Origin of the sequence: Psychrobacter sp. UBA3962, from assembly GCF_002385225.1 — a bacterium.
Lineage (GTDB): Bacteria > Pseudomonadota > Gammaproteobacteria > Pseudomonadales > Moraxellaceae > Psychrobacter.
Window position 1 is genome coordinate 154,626 of record NZ_DGDC01000020.1, and the last position, 16,726, is coordinate 171,351.

Annotated in this window: 15 protein-coding genes; 13 read left to right on the forward strand and 2 right to left on the reverse strand. The window is 40.5% G+C overall.

All coding sequences use genetic code 11. The features are described from left to right. Positions 1 to 4: 4 nt before the first annotated feature. The 12 genes from B3S92_RS05470 (at position 5) to lpxC (ending at position 14,127) form a co-directional block, all read left to right on the forward strand. Positions 5 to 889, forward strand: coding sequence for an NAD-dependent epimerase/dehydratase family protein (locus B3S92_RS05470; RefSeq protein ID WP_296203567.1), 885 nt, complete (start codon positions 5 to 7; stop codon positions 887 to 889). A 130-nt stretch (positions 890 to 1,019) separates the two neighbouring features. Beyond that, positions 1,020 to 2,039, forward strand: coding sequence for a hypothetical protein (locus B3S92_RS05475; protein ID WP_296203569.1), 1,020 nt, complete (start codon positions 1,020 to 1,022; stop codon positions 2,037 to 2,039). 147 nt (positions 2,040 to 2,186) lie between these two features. After that, on the forward strand, positions 2,187 to 2,861 hold the full coding sequence (gene pyrE / locus B3S92_RS05480) for an orotate phosphoribosyltransferase (protein WP_296203572.1): 675 nt from the start codon (positions 2,187 to 2,189) through the stop codon (positions 2,859 to 2,861). 184 nt (positions 2,862 to 3,045) lie between these two features. Continuing rightward, positions 3,046 to 4,017: a glutathione synthase gene (gshB, locus tag B3S92_RS05485; protein ID WP_296203574.1), complete on the forward strand. Its 972-nt coding sequence runs from the start codon at positions 3,046 to 3,048 to the stop codon at positions 4,015 to 4,017. Between the two features lie 341 nt (positions 4,018 to 4,358). Next, on the forward strand, positions 4,359 to 4,802 hold the full coding sequence (locus B3S92_RS05490; protein WP_296203576.1) for a DUF2147 domain-containing protein: 444 nt from the start codon (positions 4,359 to 4,361) through the stop codon (positions 4,800 to 4,802). A gap of 497 nt (positions 4,803 to 5,299) precedes the next feature. Next, positions 5,300 to 6,376, forward strand: coding sequence for an undecaprenyldiphospho-muramoylpentapeptide beta-N-acetylglucosaminyltransferase (murG, locus tag B3S92_RS05495; protein WP_296203633.1), 1,077 nt, complete (start codon positions 5,300 to 5,302; stop codon positions 6,374 to 6,376). Positions 6,377 to 6,471: 95 nt separating this feature from the next. Then, positions 6,472 to 7,902, forward strand: a complete 1,431-nt coding sequence (murC, locus tag B3S92_RS05500) for a UDP-N-acetylmuramate--L-alanine ligase (RefSeq protein WP_296203578.1) — start codon at positions 6,472 to 6,474, stop codon at positions 7,900 to 7,902. A 155-nt stretch (positions 7,903 to 8,057) separates the two neighbouring features. After that, on the forward strand, positions 8,058 to 9,044 hold the full coding sequence (locus B3S92_RS05505) for a D-alanine--D-alanine ligase (RefSeq protein ID WP_296203579.1): 987 nt from the start codon (positions 8,058 to 8,060) through the stop codon (positions 9,042 to 9,044). 239 nt (positions 9,045 to 9,283) lie between these two features. After that, on the forward strand, positions 9,284 to 10,153 hold the full coding sequence (locus B3S92_RS05510; protein WP_296203582.1) for a cell division protein FtsQ/DivIB: 870 nt from the start codon (positions 9,284 to 9,286) through the stop codon (positions 10,151 to 10,153). Between the two features lie 252 nt (positions 10,154 to 10,405). Beyond that, complete coding sequence (gene ftsA / locus B3S92_RS05515; RefSeq protein ID WP_077451576.1) at positions 10,406 to 11,698, forward strand: cell division protein FtsA; 1,293 nt, start codon at positions 10,406 to 10,408, stop codon at positions 11,696 to 11,698. 94 nt (positions 11,699 to 11,792) lie between these two features. Then, positions 11,793 to 12,977, forward strand: coding sequence for a cell division protein FtsZ (ftsZ, locus tag B3S92_RS05520; protein ID WP_296203585.1), 1,185 nt, complete (start codon positions 11,793 to 11,795; stop codon positions 12,975 to 12,977). Between the two features lie 256 nt (positions 12,978 to 13,233). Further along, positions 13,234 to 14,127 carry a UDP-3-O-acyl-N-acetylglucosamine deacetylase gene (gene lpxC, locus B3S92_RS05525; protein ID WP_296203586.1) on the forward strand — a complete coding sequence of 298 codons (894 nt, stop codon included), beginning with the start codon at positions 13,234 to 13,236 and terminating at the stop codon, positions 14,125 to 14,127. A 295-nt stretch (positions 14,128 to 14,422) separates the two neighbouring features. Here the strand turns inward: lpxC and B3S92_RS05530 are convergent, their stop codons facing one another. Then, positions 14,423 to 14,962 carry a DciA family protein gene (locus B3S92_RS05530; protein WP_296203588.1) on the reverse strand — a complete coding sequence of 180 codons (540 nt, stop codon included), beginning with the start codon at positions 14,960 to 14,962 and terminating at the stop codon, positions 14,423 to 14,425. Between the two features lie 177 nt (positions 14,963 to 15,139). On the opposite strand from B3S92_RS05530, the gene B3S92_RS05535 reads away from it, so the two are divergent. After that, complete coding sequence (locus tag B3S92_RS05535; protein ID WP_296203591.1) at positions 15,140 to 15,862, forward strand: CHAP domain-containing protein; 723 nt, start codon at positions 15,140 to 15,142, stop codon at positions 15,860 to 15,862. Positions 15,863 to 16,071: 209 nt separating this feature from the next. Here B3S92_RS05535 and B3S92_RS05540 read toward each other — a convergent pair whose 3' ends face one another. Beyond that, on the reverse strand, positions 16,072 to 16,407 hold the full coding sequence (locus B3S92_RS05540; protein WP_296203593.1) for a YhbY family RNA-binding protein: 336 nt from the start codon (positions 16,405 to 16,407) through the stop codon (positions 16,072 to 16,074). Positions 16,408 to 16,726 lie beyond the last annotated feature (319 nt).

The window sequence follows — 16,726 nt, forward strand, 5'->3', positions numbered from 1 at the left end:
AATAATGAGTCAGGTTTCATCAGTAAACTCTTCCAACCCTAAGAGTCCGAACTTTTTGATCATCGGACAAGGTGACATAGGACTTAAAGTCACCAACACCCTAGCGAAAGCGCAAAAGCCAGTGACAGGCTTGGCAAGAAGGGAACGTCAAGCTTATGATTTAAATGAACATGCCCATTTTCTTCAAGCTGATGCACTAAAGTTAACTGTAGAGCAGATTCAAGACTTCACTCATATTGCAATAATAGTGGCCCCTAATAACTATGATGCTGAGAATTATAAAAACACTTATTTGGGAATCGCGCAGCACATTGCTAGGTTACAAAACCAACTGCCACAATTAACAAGGGTAGTGTTTATTTCATCCACTGGGGTCTATGGTCAAGACGAAGGACAGTGGATAGATGAAACCGTTGAGCCACAATTGCCCAAAAGAGAAGCTTCTCAATATATCCTGCAAGCAGAGCAGGTATTACAGCAAGCTTATGGTGAGCGAGCGGTGATTATCCGTCCTAGTGGTATCTATGGCGAGCAGCGATTGATGCGGGTGCGTAAAGCAAGAGAGCAGCAAAAAGAGCCGATACCTTTATATGACTGGACCAATCGAATTATGGATAGTGATTTGGTTAATATCATTATACAAGTGCTGATGCTAGAAGAGGGTGATGGCTTAAAGCCGGTATACTTAGCCACAGACTATGCACCTGTGACCTCCTTTGAAATAACTACTTGGTTGGCTGAGCAATTAAACAGTACTGCACCGATTGCCAAACCTGGTACCGATGGCCATAACCTCAGTGGTAAGCGCCTGCATAGTAATATTCCCCGTGACTGGTTACAATTTCCCGATTGGCAAAGTGGCTATAGCTATATTTTAAAATCAATCTAAATAGAGGTAGAGGGCAGTGAGATAACGGCTTACTTTTTTATAGACGCTAAGGGCTGTAATTTCCAATATCCCATTGTCTAAAAAGCACGTATTATAGTCGGGAAATATATATAATATTAAAGAGGGTAACTTGCGAACGGACAGTTTCAAATATACTGATAACGAAGACTTAATCGCTCAGTCTTTATTACAAAATCAAATTGAGTATTCCGGAATGAGACATCCTAATTTTCATTCATCTATGGCGACTTTAAATCCTGATCGCCCTCTGACTGATATCCCCGAGCCTGCCCCTCGTTATCAACAAAGCTTGGGTAAGTTATTGTCGATGTACAATGTTTCTACTAAAGAAAAAAAGGTCGATGAAGCCTCAATGTGGGCTCTCATTGCCTCCCCTGAGCTTGCTTCACATTTAGATTTATTGCAGTTGGGCGGTTTAATTAATCTGCCCAATCAGTTTTTTGAGCCTAAATCCAATAGTGAGGCAAAGATTTTATCTCCTTTGACTCAGATGTCCTTATTGGATTTATCTGATATTTATCAGGTTTGTGCTAAATACCCCACTTTGACTCGCTATGGCTTTAAAAGTAATAGTGATAAAAGGAGTAGTGACTCTCAAAAATTAATTAGCACTAAGCCGGCAATAACCGATACTAGTATTAGTAGCTTATTTGCAGCCATGCCAGAGATGATCAATGATTTATTTGCGCCTAGCTGGGAGGCTATCTTATATCCTGAGCGCTTCGATAATGAAGTTGATAGTTTAACTACGGATATTTTGGCCTGTAGTGCCGCTGTACACATCCTAAAACAGTGCCAGCCACGTCAAAGTATTAATCGTAGTTTAACCGCGAAGCAGATATGCCAGCATATGCGCAGCTACGTTCTAAGCCAATGTAATGAGCATCCCCAGTTTGAAAAACAGTATCGACAAATTAGATTGTTTGAGGGTCATGTTGTGGTGGCTGCTAGCTATCTAGGTTTTGATGTGGTTCATGCCAGTAAGCACTCGTCAGCTTCTACTGTGAATAATAAGGGAGAGACTAGTGGTAATTTAGGCCAAGCCATCTATATTAACGTTTCCTCTCAATCCTCATTATTTATTCGATACCCCAACCTCAGTAGCTATTATATTAATGGTTGGTCTTAACCCCTTTATCTATACCTGCATTAACGCACTATAACCGCTATAATACCGGCCTTAATTTAATCGATTTCGTGGTCAGGGCTTTTGGCTTAGCGAGGCTTTGTTGAGCTGAAAGTTAACATAAATTTTATTGGTTCTATAGGATTCTTCATGGCAGTCCCTCCTTCAACTAGCACATTTAGTAGCAGTGATTTCATTCAACTGGCTTTATCTAATGATGTTTTAAAGTTTGGTGAGTATGTTCTTAAATCTGGTCGTATCAGCCCGTACTTTTTTAATGCTGGTTTATTGGCCACTGGCGAAACTCTATCACTATTGGCTAATGGTTATGCCCAAGCTTTGGCAGAGCAAGTCAAAGAGTCTCAGAGTGATGAGTTGGTTATCTTTGGCGCTGCTTATAAAGGTATCCCTTTTGTGGCAGCAACCGCTCAAGCTCTATGGAACAATCATGGCATAAATGCGCGCTGGGGTTATAACCGTAAAGAGGCCAAAGACCATGGTGAAGGCGGGAACCTAGTCGGTGCTGACGTTAGTGGAAAAGCTGTCTGGGTATTAGATGATGTGATCACTGCTGGGACAGCAATGCGAGAGGTGGTAGAAATTCTGAGTGCGGCGGGTGCGACAGTGGCTGGTATTATTGTGGCACTGGATCGTAAAGAGCGTGGTCAAAACGAACAGTCTGCTATTCAAGAGTTGGCAGAAAGCCTACAAGTGCCTGTCCAAGCCTTAGTCGATATCGATGACATCATTGATTATGTGGCAAAACATGGAGAGCCAAGTCAGTTGGCCAAAATGCGTCATTACCGCGAACAATACGGCGTTTAAGCCAGTAATGAGTTAGCTGATCAGAACTTTGTATCGCTATTATCATTTTTTGTCAATTTTTTATACTCAAGCTGTCAATCTTAGGTTGGCAGCTTTATTATAACTATCTTTATTATATTCACCTTTATTATAACTATAAGTATCTATCTGTCTGTCAGAGGCAGTTTAAGCGGAGTAAATTATCATGAGTCAACAGTCAAATAATAAACCACTTAATATATTAGTGGTCATGGATCCTATTGAAACCGTCAATTATAAAAAGGATTCAACGTTGGCCATGATGTGGTCTGCCAGTGATCGTGGCCATAGTTTAGGCTACTGCCAAATTCATGATATGTGGTTAGATAGAGGTGAGCTTAAAGTAGATGCTCAGAAAGTGACAGTGCGCCGTGATCCACAGGACTTTTACAGTTTAGAAGATAAAGTAACTCAGCCGATTACCGATTATGATGTGGTGCTAATGCGTAAGGACCCTCCATTTAATATGCGTTTTTTGTATAGCACTTATATGCTCGATCATGCCAAAAAAGCGGGTGTGTTAGTAGTCAACGATCCCCAAGCCATTCGTGACTGTAATGAAAAGCTATTTGCCACTTGGTTTAGTGACTTAATGAGTCCAACCATTGTGACCAGTAAGCAGTCTCATATTCGTGAGTTTATTGCTGAACAACAAGACGTTATCGTTAAGCCTCTAGATGGCATGGGCGGAACAGGAATATTTAGATTAACAGCCGACAGCCCAAATATTGGCGCGACTCTTGAGATGCTAACAGAGCTTGAGACATTGCCCATTATGGCTCAGCGCTATTTGCCCGAAATTAAAGAAGGTGATAAACGCATTTTAATCGTTGATGGTGAAATTGTGCCATTTAGCTTGGCCCGTATCCCAACCAAAGGCGAAACTCGCGGTAACTTGGCTGCTGGTGGTCAAGGGGTAGCCATGCCTGTTACTGAAGCAGAAATGGCTGTGGCAAAAAAAGTGGCTCCTATTGTTAAAGAAAAAGGACTGATGTTTGTTGGCCTAGATGTTATTGGTGGCAAAATAACTGAAATTAACGTCACTAGTCCCACGTGTATTCGTGAAATTAATGATCAATGCGGTACTGATATTGCCACAGACTTGATTATTGCTATTGAAAACAAAGTAAAGTCATAAATTTATAAAGCCAGATACTGCTCTTTAAAAAATGTAATAGAAAGAATGTGGCAATATAAAGTTAAGTTTATATAACAATTTAATTAAAGCTTTAGTGACAAATACATTGATTTTTTGCTACAGTTGACTATGATTACTTTTATTACCAACTGTTATTGACTAGCTGAGGAGCCGCTAAATTATTTAGAAAAGATTTTTTTCTGTTTCTTAGTTTAGACGTTTTTTAGCTTAGATTAGTTCTTTAGCCTTATACAGCCCAGTTTTTAACAGTTATTAATACTAGTTTTATTGAGTTTCTAATTATATTGATACAAGGAAGTATTATGAATACTGGAGCTATTATGAAAACTTTTTCAAAATCTCTTTTATTGACGGCAGGCTTGGCTATTGGTTTTAGTGCCAGTGCTGCAGACCAATTAAATAACACCAAGTGGACTACCTATAACGATAGCGGTAAGCCTGATGCGGTGATCCAGTTTAGTGAGAGTAATGGTAAGCTTTCTGCAAAAATTGTAGAAGTGCTAGACCCTCGTGCAGCTAATAAGACGGTTTGTGATACCTGTAAAGGTAAGTATAAAAACAAGCCTCTAACGGGAGCTACCGTACTTTGGGATCTTAAAGCAGACCCAAAAGATCCTAATAAGTATGAGGGTGGTAAAGGCATTGAGCCAGAAACTGGTATGACCTTCTCGGGTAAAGCTGAGTTAAATGGTAATACCTTAAAGTTACGTGGCTATAAAGGCGTTTCTTTTATAGGTAAAACTCGTACTCTAAAACGCCGTTAGAGTTGATACATTGAAAGTTAGATGGACCAGATTATAACGTAGAGGTCGGTAGTTAAGCCAAGATTTGCTATTAGTTCATTTGCTATTGGTTCAGGTTAGTTACAAAGTGATAGGTTGTTGTGGTATGTACTTTTTTACAGTAATGACTGAGCCAATAGCGAGCATAGATATCACTGACTATTGACCAAAGATGTTACCAAGCTACGACTTGTTCGTGGCTTGGTTTTTTTGTGCTATTTTTCTAGGGTTTAATCTGATGAAAATTGCCATGATATCCTTAGTAAAAGCCTTATTGTTTGTTGTACAATAAGCAGCCTTACAAAAAGCACATCATCGCCTAAGCTTATTATTTATGCTATGATTTTTTTCACCTTCATGTAGACCTATTTTATATCAAAAATCTAGGAGATTTTGCTGTGTCTGAGACCCCTGCTGTAAATAATACGCATCAAGATAGCGTGCCTACTAAGGCCGCAAATGTTGCTCCAAACATATTGATGATGGCGGCAGGAACAGGGGGACACGTATTTCCAGCATTGGCTGTAGCAGAAGAGCTGACCAAGCGAGGCGCTATCGTGCACTGGCTTGGTACCCCACAGGGCATGGAAAATGATTTGGTTCGCCCGGTAGGCTATACGTTTCATACCATTGACATGCAAGGCTTACGCGGTAAAGGGATTGGCAGAATTTTGAAAATGCCTCTTACTTTGTCTCAAGCCATGTTAGCAAGCATCAGAATTATTAAAAGAAATAACATCCATGTTGTGGTGGGCTTTGGCGGTTATGTGAGTGCGCCAGGGGGATTGGCAGCAAAAGCAACCGGTACACCTCTTATCATTCATGAGCAAAACGCCATCGCTGGTATGAGTAATCGCTACTTGGCGAAGTTGGCTACCAAAGTACTTCAAGCTTTTCCTAATACTTTCGGTGATAGCAACAGCCCAGATAATCCTAAGCTTGAAACTGTGGGTAACCCAGTGCGTGAAGCTATCTGCAATATACCTGGACCAGAAGAGCGCTATGATCTCAATGATGATAGCCCTTTAAAGCTGTTAGTGGTCGGCGGCTCATTGGGAGCAGAGGCTTTAAATACCACAGTACCTGCCGCTTTGACACAAATAGACAAGCCGATTGCAGTCTATCATCAGTGTGGTCGCAATAACTTAGCAAGTACCCAAAACAGTTATGGCCCAGTAAACAGAGCGCTGCACGATGTTACGGTTAAACCTTTTATTGATAATATGGCCGATGCCTATTCTTGGGCTGATGTGATAGTGTGTCGAGCAGGGGCTTTGACTGTTACTGAAGTTCAAAATGTGGGCCTAGCCGCTATTTTTGTCCCTCTACCTCATGCAGTAGATGACCATCAAACCGCTAATGCACGCTCTCTAGCTATTGAAGATGCGGCTTATCTGATTCCGCAGAGTAAACTAACACCAGAGTATTTAGCACAGACCTTGTTAGATCTGGATCGGGAAAAGTGCAAAAAAATGGCGGAAAAAGGTAAGGCTTTAGCCAATCCAGGCTCTACGACCATCACGGCCGACTTCATTTGGAATCAAATCAGTAAATAAGTTGCTCCTTCCTTAGTTAGCCGAAAAAAACAAAATTAGTCTGTGAACAGTCACAGCTTGAAATTCGTTTTACTTATTAGAATAAAGAGATATTTATGTCAAAGCCACATCTGCGTAAAAGATTGATTGAAATTCCTGAAATGCGTCGTATTAAATGCATTCATTTTATTGGCATTGGCGGGGCAGGGATGTGTGGTATTGCCGAGGTAATGAAAAACCAAGGCTATGAGGTAAGTGGCTCAGATATCAAAGAAAGTGCGGTCACAAAAAGATTACAGAGCTTAGGGATCAACGTCTTTATTGGCCATGATTCTAAGAATATTGCAAACGCGGATGTCATCGTGGTGTCTTCTGCGATTGATCGTGAAAACCCTGAAATTCAAGCAGCTCTGAAAGCTCAGCTTCCGGTAGTACGTCGTGCAGATATGCTGGGTGAATTAATGCGCTATCGTCATGGTATTGCCGTTGCTGGTGCTCATGGTAAGACCACAACCACTAGTTTGTTGACCATGATGATGACTGAAGCGGGATTAGACCCCACTTATGTGATCGGCGGTAAATTAAATGCTTCTGGTAAGAATGCGTCACTAGGGGAGAGCCGTTATTTAATTGCAGAAGCCGATGAGTCTGATGCCTCGTTTTTAACGCTTCACCCAATGGCAGCCATTGTCACCAATATCGACCAAGATCATATGGAAACTTATGGCAATAGCTTTGATAAGCTGAAAGCTGCTTATATTCAGTTTTTACAAAACATGCCATTTTATGGTCTGGCAGTGGTCTGTGGCGATGACAAAGAGTTGTACGCCATGATCGATGATATCGGTCGCCCTGTGTTGACTTTTGGGTTTGAGCCACACAATAATGTTCAAGCTACAGATGTGCGTGTGGAAGGTACCAAAACCCACTTTACCGTATTACGTAAAGACCATGAGCCATTACAGCTTACCTTAAATATTCCCGGTCAGCATAACGTGCTAAATGCCTTAGCGGCAATTACGATGGCGACCGATGAAGGCGTTGATGATGAAGCCATTAAACGAGCCTTGGCTAAATTTGCTGGGGTAGGTCGCCGCTTTGAGCAGCAAGCTTGTGTCAAAAAAGATGATGGTGATGTGCTGTTAATTGATGATTATGGCCATCACCCCGTAGAGGTTGCCGCCACTATTAAAGCTGCCCGCGCAAGCTATCCTGAGCGCCGTCTGGTGATGTTATTCCAGCCACACCGTTATACTCGTACTCGCGACTGCTATGATGATTTTGTGGCTGTGTTATCACAAGTAGATGAACTGATGCTACTGGATGTTTATAGTGCTGGGGAGACGCCCATTGTTGGTGCCGATACTAAGTCCTTAGCTCGTAGTATTCGTTTGCGTGGTGAGGTAGAGCCCATGGTGATTGATAAAGAAGAATTAGCACCAGCCATGCAGCGCGTGTTAAAGGCGGGTGATATATTAATCACTCAAGGGGCTGGTAATGTCGGTCAGCTCTGCCAAGAGTTGGCTGCCAACGATCTTTATATTTAATTTGTAACCATTATTATTAGGCTTTAAAGCTAATTTTCCCTATACTATTTAACCTATACAATTTAAAAAGTGGGCTGCGTGCGCTCTGTCTCGCAGTTCACAATGATTTTATTTGCTACAACCCTATTTATTTGCCATAACCCTAACTGTTTAAGATGCCGATAACTATGACTCAATCTGTTGCCAACTCAAATGTAAATAATGCTTCTTCTCAGGCCAATACAGCTGCTAAGGACCCTAGTGTTTTTGGTAAAGTTGCTGTTGTCTATGGTGGTAATAGTAACGAGCGTGCCGTTTCCTTAGACAGTGGCAGTGCGGTATTAAAAGCTTTACAGTCACAAGGTGTGGATGCTACTCATTTTGATCCAAAAGATCAGGACGTTACTGAGCTGAAGAATTACGATCGTGTCTTTAACGTGTTACATGGTCGTGGAGGAGAGGACGGTCAGCTTCAAGGGCTACTTGACTGGTTACAGATTCCGCAAACAGGCTCAGGGGTTCTAGCGTCAGCTATTGGCATGGACAAAGTTCGCACTAAGCAGTTGTGGCAAGGCTGTGGGCTATCCACCGCTCCTTTTGCCGTGTTAAATAAAGACACCGATTGGCAGCAAGTAGTTAGTGCTTTGGGTTTGCCTTTGATGGTTAAGCCGGTTCATGAGGGCTCAAGTATTGGTATGAGTAAGGTCAACACTCTAAATGAGTTGCCGAAAGCTTATGAGGTAGCTTCAGAGTGTGGTGATGTGGTTATGGCGGAAAAATGGATTACAGGCCGTGAGTTCACTATCGTGATTATCGATGATGAAGCTTATCCAGTAATTCGCCTACAGCCTGCCGATGTTTCTAACTTCTATGATTATGAGGCCAAGTACAATCGCAATGATACGATGTACCATATCCCCTGTGGTTTATCAGAAGAAGAAGAAGCTCATTTGCAAGCGCTAAGTCTAGCAGCCTTTAAAGCGGTGAACGCTGAAGGATGGGGCCGAGTAGACGCGATGCAGGATGAAGAGGGTAATTTCTGGTTATTAGAGATAAATACAGTGCCTGGAATGACTAGCCACAGCTTAGTGCCTATGGCAGCCAAAGCACGTGGTATGGACTTTGAAGATCTTTGTTGGCACATTCTTGCTCAAACCTTATAGTTGATAAGAGGGTAGAGGGAGCTGTTGGGTAGTTGATATCAATCAGTACTGGACTTCAACTCTATCAGTGAGACAGGTTTTGAGCGATGGTTTGAGCCATTATGATGTTATGAATGACCATTTTAGGGCTCATATTACTGGTTGTGTCATATTCTGTCATAAATTGATACATGCTCACCAAACTTAGCTGCTATCGCTGCTTGAGCAAATACGTTACAATTGTGAGTTATTAGACAAAAATGGATACTACGGCTGCTTCTGTGAATAAAACTGCGCTGAACCCAAGTAAATACCTATCCGCCAACATGTGGATTACTCTTACAGTAGTTTTATTTGTTGCTATTTTTTTCGTAGTATCAAATAGGATTTATAACTCGCAGCCTGCAAAAGTGGTTGTGAATACTAAGAATCTTGATGCCGCTCAGTATGAAACCTTAAATAAGGTTATGGAAAAAAAAGAAGCAGGTAGCTTCTTTACCGCTATACTTCCAGAGCTGAAAGACAGTGCGATGCAGCAGGATTGGATTAGCCAAGTGGATATTGAGCGCAAGTGGGGCGAAGGTATTGTTATCACTGCTTTGCCGCGAGAAGCAATAGCACGATTTGGCAGTGAGCATCTAATTGATTCACAAAGTAAGGTATACAAACCTGTCAGTGAGTCTGAACTGTTGCAACCCGGACTGATCATGTTGCAAGGAGACGCCGATCAGTCAACTTTGATTATGCAGCAAATGCAGCAGGTCAATCAGTGGTTTGCTCCGCTAGAGATGCAAGTAGAAGATCTGGTATTAACGCCGCGTATGACTTGGGCTATTAAATTTAATAACGGGATGCGTATTATCGTAGATAACGAACATACCTCCCAAAAACTTATGAACTTGAGCCAACTTTTACAAAACCAGTTGGCAGATAAAAAAGAGAATATTGCTGCTGCTGACCTACGTTATAAAAATGGCTTTGTCATTGATTGGAAAGCAAAGGTAGAAGAGACGACTAGCACTGCTTCTGTTGTAGAAGATAAAAAATCGCAGCCTGATCGTACAGTAGAACAACCATCGGAAACAGCAGAGCAGGAAGCAAGTGCTGAAGAAAGTGAGATACCACTTTAATTTAAAGCCGCCTCAAAGATGATTTGAAGCGGTTTTATTTAGTAACTTGAACTTGAAATGTATTGGCTAAAATAGATGAAAAACAGTAAGGTCTATTGTTTATTTAACTTAGTAATTAGCTAATATATTGTATAGGCTCATAGTGATATTTAGAGAGAAATCCAACTTAACCTTACTGTTTTATTTATGGGTGATTAGTATAGTTTTATACTAATTATCCCGCACAGTACATACATATATGCTTTAAACTTTATGAGTAAATCTGAAAATCTTCTCGCCGTCATTCATTTAAGCGCCACTGCAGTTTATGTCGTGGTGGGCAATGTTGTCTCTGCAACAGATATACGTATTAAGGGCGTTGGTGAGGTACCTACTGAAGATTTTCAGCAAGGTCAGATTAAGCATTTTGATCGCCTAAAAAGCTCTATTCGTCAAGCCATTATCCAAGCCGAAGAAATGGCTAACTGCCGTATTCACAGTGTTTGGTTGACCTTATCAACCCCTGAGCTTTTAAGCCATAATGGCTTTGGGGCAGTCGATGTCGAGCAAGGTGTGGTAGAAACTCAGCATATCGTCAAGGCTCTAAGTTTGGCCAAAGCTAGTGTTTTACCTAATACTCATTATCTTATGCATCATTGCCAACAAGGTATCTTTTTAGACAACCAAGAGCAGATGGTAGATGATGCCATTGGCATGTACGCCAACAAAGTTACTGTCATGTATCATTTAATGATGATGCCAGTAGCCAGTCGACAGAATATCCAAAAGTTAATTCAGGCGTGTGATATAAGTATTGATCACATGTTGTTCGATGCCGTATCAAGTGCTGAATATAGTTTAATGCCTGAAGAACGTGAGCAAGGGGTTTGTTTAATAGATATTGGAGCCAGTAGCACTAGTATCTGTGTGTATCGCGAAAACAAGCTTATTTTTACTCACTGTATTGCCGAGGGTGGTAATAAGGTAACTATGGATATCTCTGCTGAGTTGAACCTCACTATGATGGAAGCTGAAAAGCTGAAAATTCAGAGAGGAACAGTAGATACTCGTGACGTAGATCCTACTAGGTTTGAGACTTTTGCAAGAGTAGGTATGGCTGATGAAGCAACCATCAGCATGTTACAGTTGGCTCAAATTATTGAAGCTCGCTATATCGAAATTTATCGGATTATTTTCCAAAAATTGGCTGATGAAGGCTTAATGGATTATCTGCAGCGTGGTGTCATTCTAACGGGTGGCGGTAGTCAGATTCGTGGAATGGTACGCTTCTCGAAGCGTTTGCTTGAGATGCCTGTGGTTATGAGTAATCCACATGATGCCATTACAGCTTATACTCATTTTGGTGATGATGACAAGGTTAAAGAGCTGAATTTGCGGGTGGGACAGCGTGCCTTGCAGACCGCTTATGGTGCCTTGTTATACAGTCAGAGCGAACAGTTTAAGCACAGTGAAAAAAGTTCACCAGAAGCATTAGAGGTGAATAGGCCTAATAGATTTAGCACCCTCAAACACAATTTGAGTAATTTTTTCAAAAGCATAATATAATTTCTCACTATATTAATTTCATATTTCACAGTCATTATTGGTTAGTACTTATGAATAAGTAACCTAACTAAGCAGATGGCCTCAAGGAGTGATAATGTCTAAGTACACAATGGCTAGCAATGGCCACGATTTAAACAATGGTCAAGCCCGCTTTACAGTTTTTGGTGTAGGTGGCGGCGGCGGTAACGCTGTTGAGCATATGGTTCAACAAGGTGTTAAAGGGGTGACTTTTGTTTGTGCAAACACCGATAAACAAGCTTTAGATAGACTAACTGCTGAAAATAAGCTGCAACTTGGTGCACAAACTAACCGTGGTCTTGGTGCTGGCGCAAACCCTGAAGTGGGTCGTGAGGCTGCAGAACAAGATGAAGACGCTATCCGCAAGCTACTTGAAGACTCAGACATGGTGTTTATCACTGCGGGTATGGGGGGTGGTACTGGTACAGGTGCTGCACCTGTGGTTGCTCGTATCGCTAAAGAAATGGAAATTTTAACTGTGGGCGTGGTTACCACTCCTTTTAAATTTGAAGGCGGTAAGCGTATTAAGGCAGCCAAAGCCGGTATCGATGCGCTGTCTAATTTTGTCGACTCTATCATTACCATTCCTAACGACAAGCTGCTTAAAGTTTATGGCAATATCTCTATGCAAGATGCCTTCAAAAAAGCAGATGACGTATTAATGCATGCGGTGCAAGGTATCGCTCAAACAATTTCTAGTGAAGGTGTGATCAATATTGACTTTAACGATATTCGCACTGCAATGACAGCCAAAGGTCATGCAATGATGGGTATTGGCCGTGCCAGTGGTGAAGACCGTGCGCGTCAGGCTACTGAAAAAGCCATTCGCTCACCATTATTAGATGACTTACTTTTAGAAAATGCTAAGGGTCTAATCGTAAACGTTGTGTCTTCTGAATCAGTAACCTTAGATGAGCTGAACGAGATTACTGAAGTAGTAAATGATATTACCGATATTGAAGAAGCCAATATTTTCATTGGTACTGTGATTGATGAAAAACTAGGCGAAGACTTGCATGTGACGGTTATCGCTACGGGTTTAACTTTAGATGATAGCGAGACGCCTCAGCCAATGCCTTCTGCATCGAGTGCTCATACTGTTGATCGTTCAACGCATACCAGTGCTTTCCATGCACAGCAAAAATCACAGCCTCAGCCGCAGCAACCAGCCAGTCCAGCGAGCACTGCAGGGACTTCACAGCCTGCTGCTACGAAGACCAACAGCATTCAAGATTATCTAAAGCGTCAACAGAACCGTTAATCGCTTTAAGTTAGTTGTTTTAAATAGCACAAAAAGCTGTAATAGTAAAAAGCCAAGCTTAAGCTTGGCTTTTTTTATGTGTAATTATTATGGACTAAGGTAAATATGACCCTATATAAGCTATCTTCACTAGCTACTGTGTTAAAATTCTCTCATTGAATTGGCAGTGCTAATCTAGGCAACTAATAATTGAATAGAAAACAATTAAGTGAAAAAAATTAATTAAAAACCGTTAAGTAATAAGAGTATCAACTTTATGAAACAACGCACTTTAAAACAGCCTATTAAAGTAGTCGGTGTGGGTCTACACAGTGGACAGGATGTCACCTTAATTTTGGAGCCTGCTGATGTCGATAGTGGCATACATTTCTTACGCACTGATATAGACAATGCTCCTTTAATTGCTGCAGATGCCTTCTTAGTTACTGATACCGTCATGTCCTCTAATTTAGTAGTAGATGGCGTCAAGATTGGCACTGTAGAACACTTGTTAAGTGCTTTAGCAGGACTTGGGATAGACAACGTACTTATTAAAGTTTCGGATGCAGAGATACCCATAATGGATGGTAGCGCTGCAAACTATGTGGACTTAATATTACAGGCAGGAATTGAAGAGCAGTCAGCCCCCAAGAAATTCTTGAAAATATTAAAGACAGTAAAAGTAGAAGAGGGCGACAAGTCAGCGCAATTAGAGCCTTATCCAGGCTTTTGTCTAGACTTTCAAATTGAATTCGATCATCCAGGCATCCCTAAAGACACACAGCACTACTTGTTTGAGTTTTCTACTAACAATTATATTGCCAATGTGGGCAATGCCAGAACCTTTGGCTTTATGCGCGATATTGAACACCTACAGAATAACAACTTGGCTTTAGGGGGCAGTTTAGACAACGCTATTGTGCTTGATGAAAAAGGTATAGTTAATAAAGAAGGGCTTCGTCATAAAGAAGAATTTGTACGTCATAAGATTTTAGACGCTATTGGCGACTTATATTTGGCAAAATATCCCCTAATCGGCAAGTTCTCAGCCTACAAATCAGGGCATGCTTTGAACAATAAACTGATAAGAGCAGTGTATAGCGACCCTGAAAACTTTGAAATTGTAACAATTTATGACACAACTGATTTTGCAATTGACTATAAAATATAAAAATCAAGTGGAAAACGAAAATATTTTAGCCATTTTTTAAATTATTTTTTGGTTTAAAGCAACATTGTGGAAAGATAAAAAAAAGCGAAACCTAGGTTTCGCTTTTTTTTATCAAAAATTAATGAAAACTTGCACAATCCAAACATTTTCAATACTTAGAAGGGCTCAATCAATAAAAACTAGTCATAGATTAAATGAGAAATCTGGTTGTTTTTACGGAGCCAGTTTTAAAAACCAAACATTGTCTACCAATAACACCACGCTTGTTTACATAATAAAACATTATAGAAAGGATTTAGTTGGGTTTTGTTAGCCGTTTCAGCGAAGCTTTCAGGCGTTCATCTTTAATGACATGCTCTAATGTGTGTGTTATAGTTCTTTTCGTTGTTTCGGTGAGGCCACGTTTATTATGGCTTCCGCCCTTACTAAGAGTTAAATTCGATTGATTTGAATGCAGATTTGAGTAATTCTGATTTTCATTTAAGTGGTCAATCGAAGCAGGGTAAGTAACGATTACATCTATATTCTTTAGTACGCTGAATGTAAGAGATTGTTCTTTTAGTATATTAATTAGGTTGTTTGACTGGTATCGAAGATGGTTTGCTGCAGTTTGAGACTGCACAGAAAGCACCAACTGACCTTCTTCATACTTGACTACCCACAATGATTTTAGAATCTCTTCTGGTAGTCCTCTTCCTATTAAAGCTTTCATCTCTTGGGTTAATAAATTCAGCTCAGAGCATTTTTCAGATAAAGACTTAGGCAAGGAAGACGCTGCAGACTTTTGATGATCAATTCGCTTTGCTAAATGATTGGGTTTTAAGGGGTGTTGCATGGCAGACCTCAAACTTGGTTTATAGATGAAGTTATCACTGAGTATATAGATAGCATAAACGGTTGCTAAGTCTAAATATAGGCTGTTTCGATAGGTCGTTTGTTTTTAAATGAATATCAATAGGCTATTTGACAGGTAGGTTGAATAGTACATTGCAAAACTAATTCTGGGAATGTTATGAAAAAGTCACTTATTATTTTGTCGTTAATGGGACTAAGTGCCACACAAGTAAATGCAACAGTTCAACAAACTTTTGAACCAGCCACAAACTCTTCAGCAGTTAAAACGTATAAAGTAGTAAACAATTTCTCTAACATCACTTCTAATACCACTGAACGTGTTCAGAACATTGAGTATTTAAACAATCAAGCACAGCAAAAAAGTGATGAACTGGCCCAATTGGCTAGACAACTAGAAACTAAATACAGTAACTCAGTTTCTTTTGCTACCTCTGCAAATAACTCAACTTTCTCTTCTGGTCGTTTGACCAGCTCAGCGCCTCCTGCTTTAGCCGCCGCTCGTGCTGCCCGTGCTGCTCATTCTAGAACGCTTGGACTATGCGCCCGTTATGTACGTCAAGCTTTACAAGCTGCAGGCTATGAATTCACTCCTAATGCATCAGCTTATCAATATGCTACTCGTGGCACATTAGCACAAGCGGGCTTTGTTAAGCTTAGCAATGACAACTATCAACCTCAAGTCGGTGACGTTGCTGTATTTAACCGCTCATCAAAAAACCCACATGGTCACATTCAAATTTATGATGGCTCACAATGGGTATCAGATTTCAGACAGTCAAAATTCAGCCCGTACAGCAGCCATAATGGTTACAGCGTATGGCGCGATGGTCGTTACTTAGACGCGACAAGCCAAGGTACTTACTTAGCGATGAACGATTAATAGTCAACAAGCTATTTTAAAGACTGAATCGCAAGGCATACCAAAAAATCTCATTCATCTAAATTATTCGCTTTAGATAAATGAGATTTTTTTAATTGTTAAGTTAATTAAGAGTCTATAAAAGTAATTGAGAGTCAATAAAACAATAAAGGCCGCTAAATTAGCGGCCTTTTTTTAAATAACTATTTTTTAATGACTTGTAATAACCATTAATCGCTATAACGACTTAAGTTAGACAACTTAGGGTTAGCATTGGGGTTGCGGCGTAATAATAGAGCCATGCGGCCGATGCTATGAATAAGCTGAGCACCAGTTTTTCCAGCAAGATCGCTGCTGAATACTTCACGCTCTTCTTTACTACCTGGTGGCGTTTTGATTTTAATAAGTTCATGATCATTTAAAGCGCGGTCTAACTCTACTACTACTGACTCAGTCAACCCCTTATTGCCGATAGTAACGACAGGCTTTAGCTCGTGACCAATGCCTTTAAGGCGGCGAAGTTCAGTGTTGTCCAATGCAGGACGTTTGTTTTTTGCAGTACTCATATTGTCTCAGTATTAATTATTAGGCCTAACTTAACCAGCCTTGAAAAGAAAAATATCATATAGGGTCAATCTATGACGCTATCTAAACGGAGTCTTTACGCTCACTCTTTATACAGTTATCGAGTTATTAAAGCATGAAGCTTCAAAAGCGAATTGGATTCACAGGGGCATTATAAAGAAAGTTGTTGCCTCTTGCATGATGAGTTTGTAATGTTGGCTAAGTTTTAACAGGCCATAAGCTTAATAGTTTAAATAATGGTAGAATTTGCTATTAATTAATAGTTATCACATCTCTATTTTATATATACAGTTACAGTGA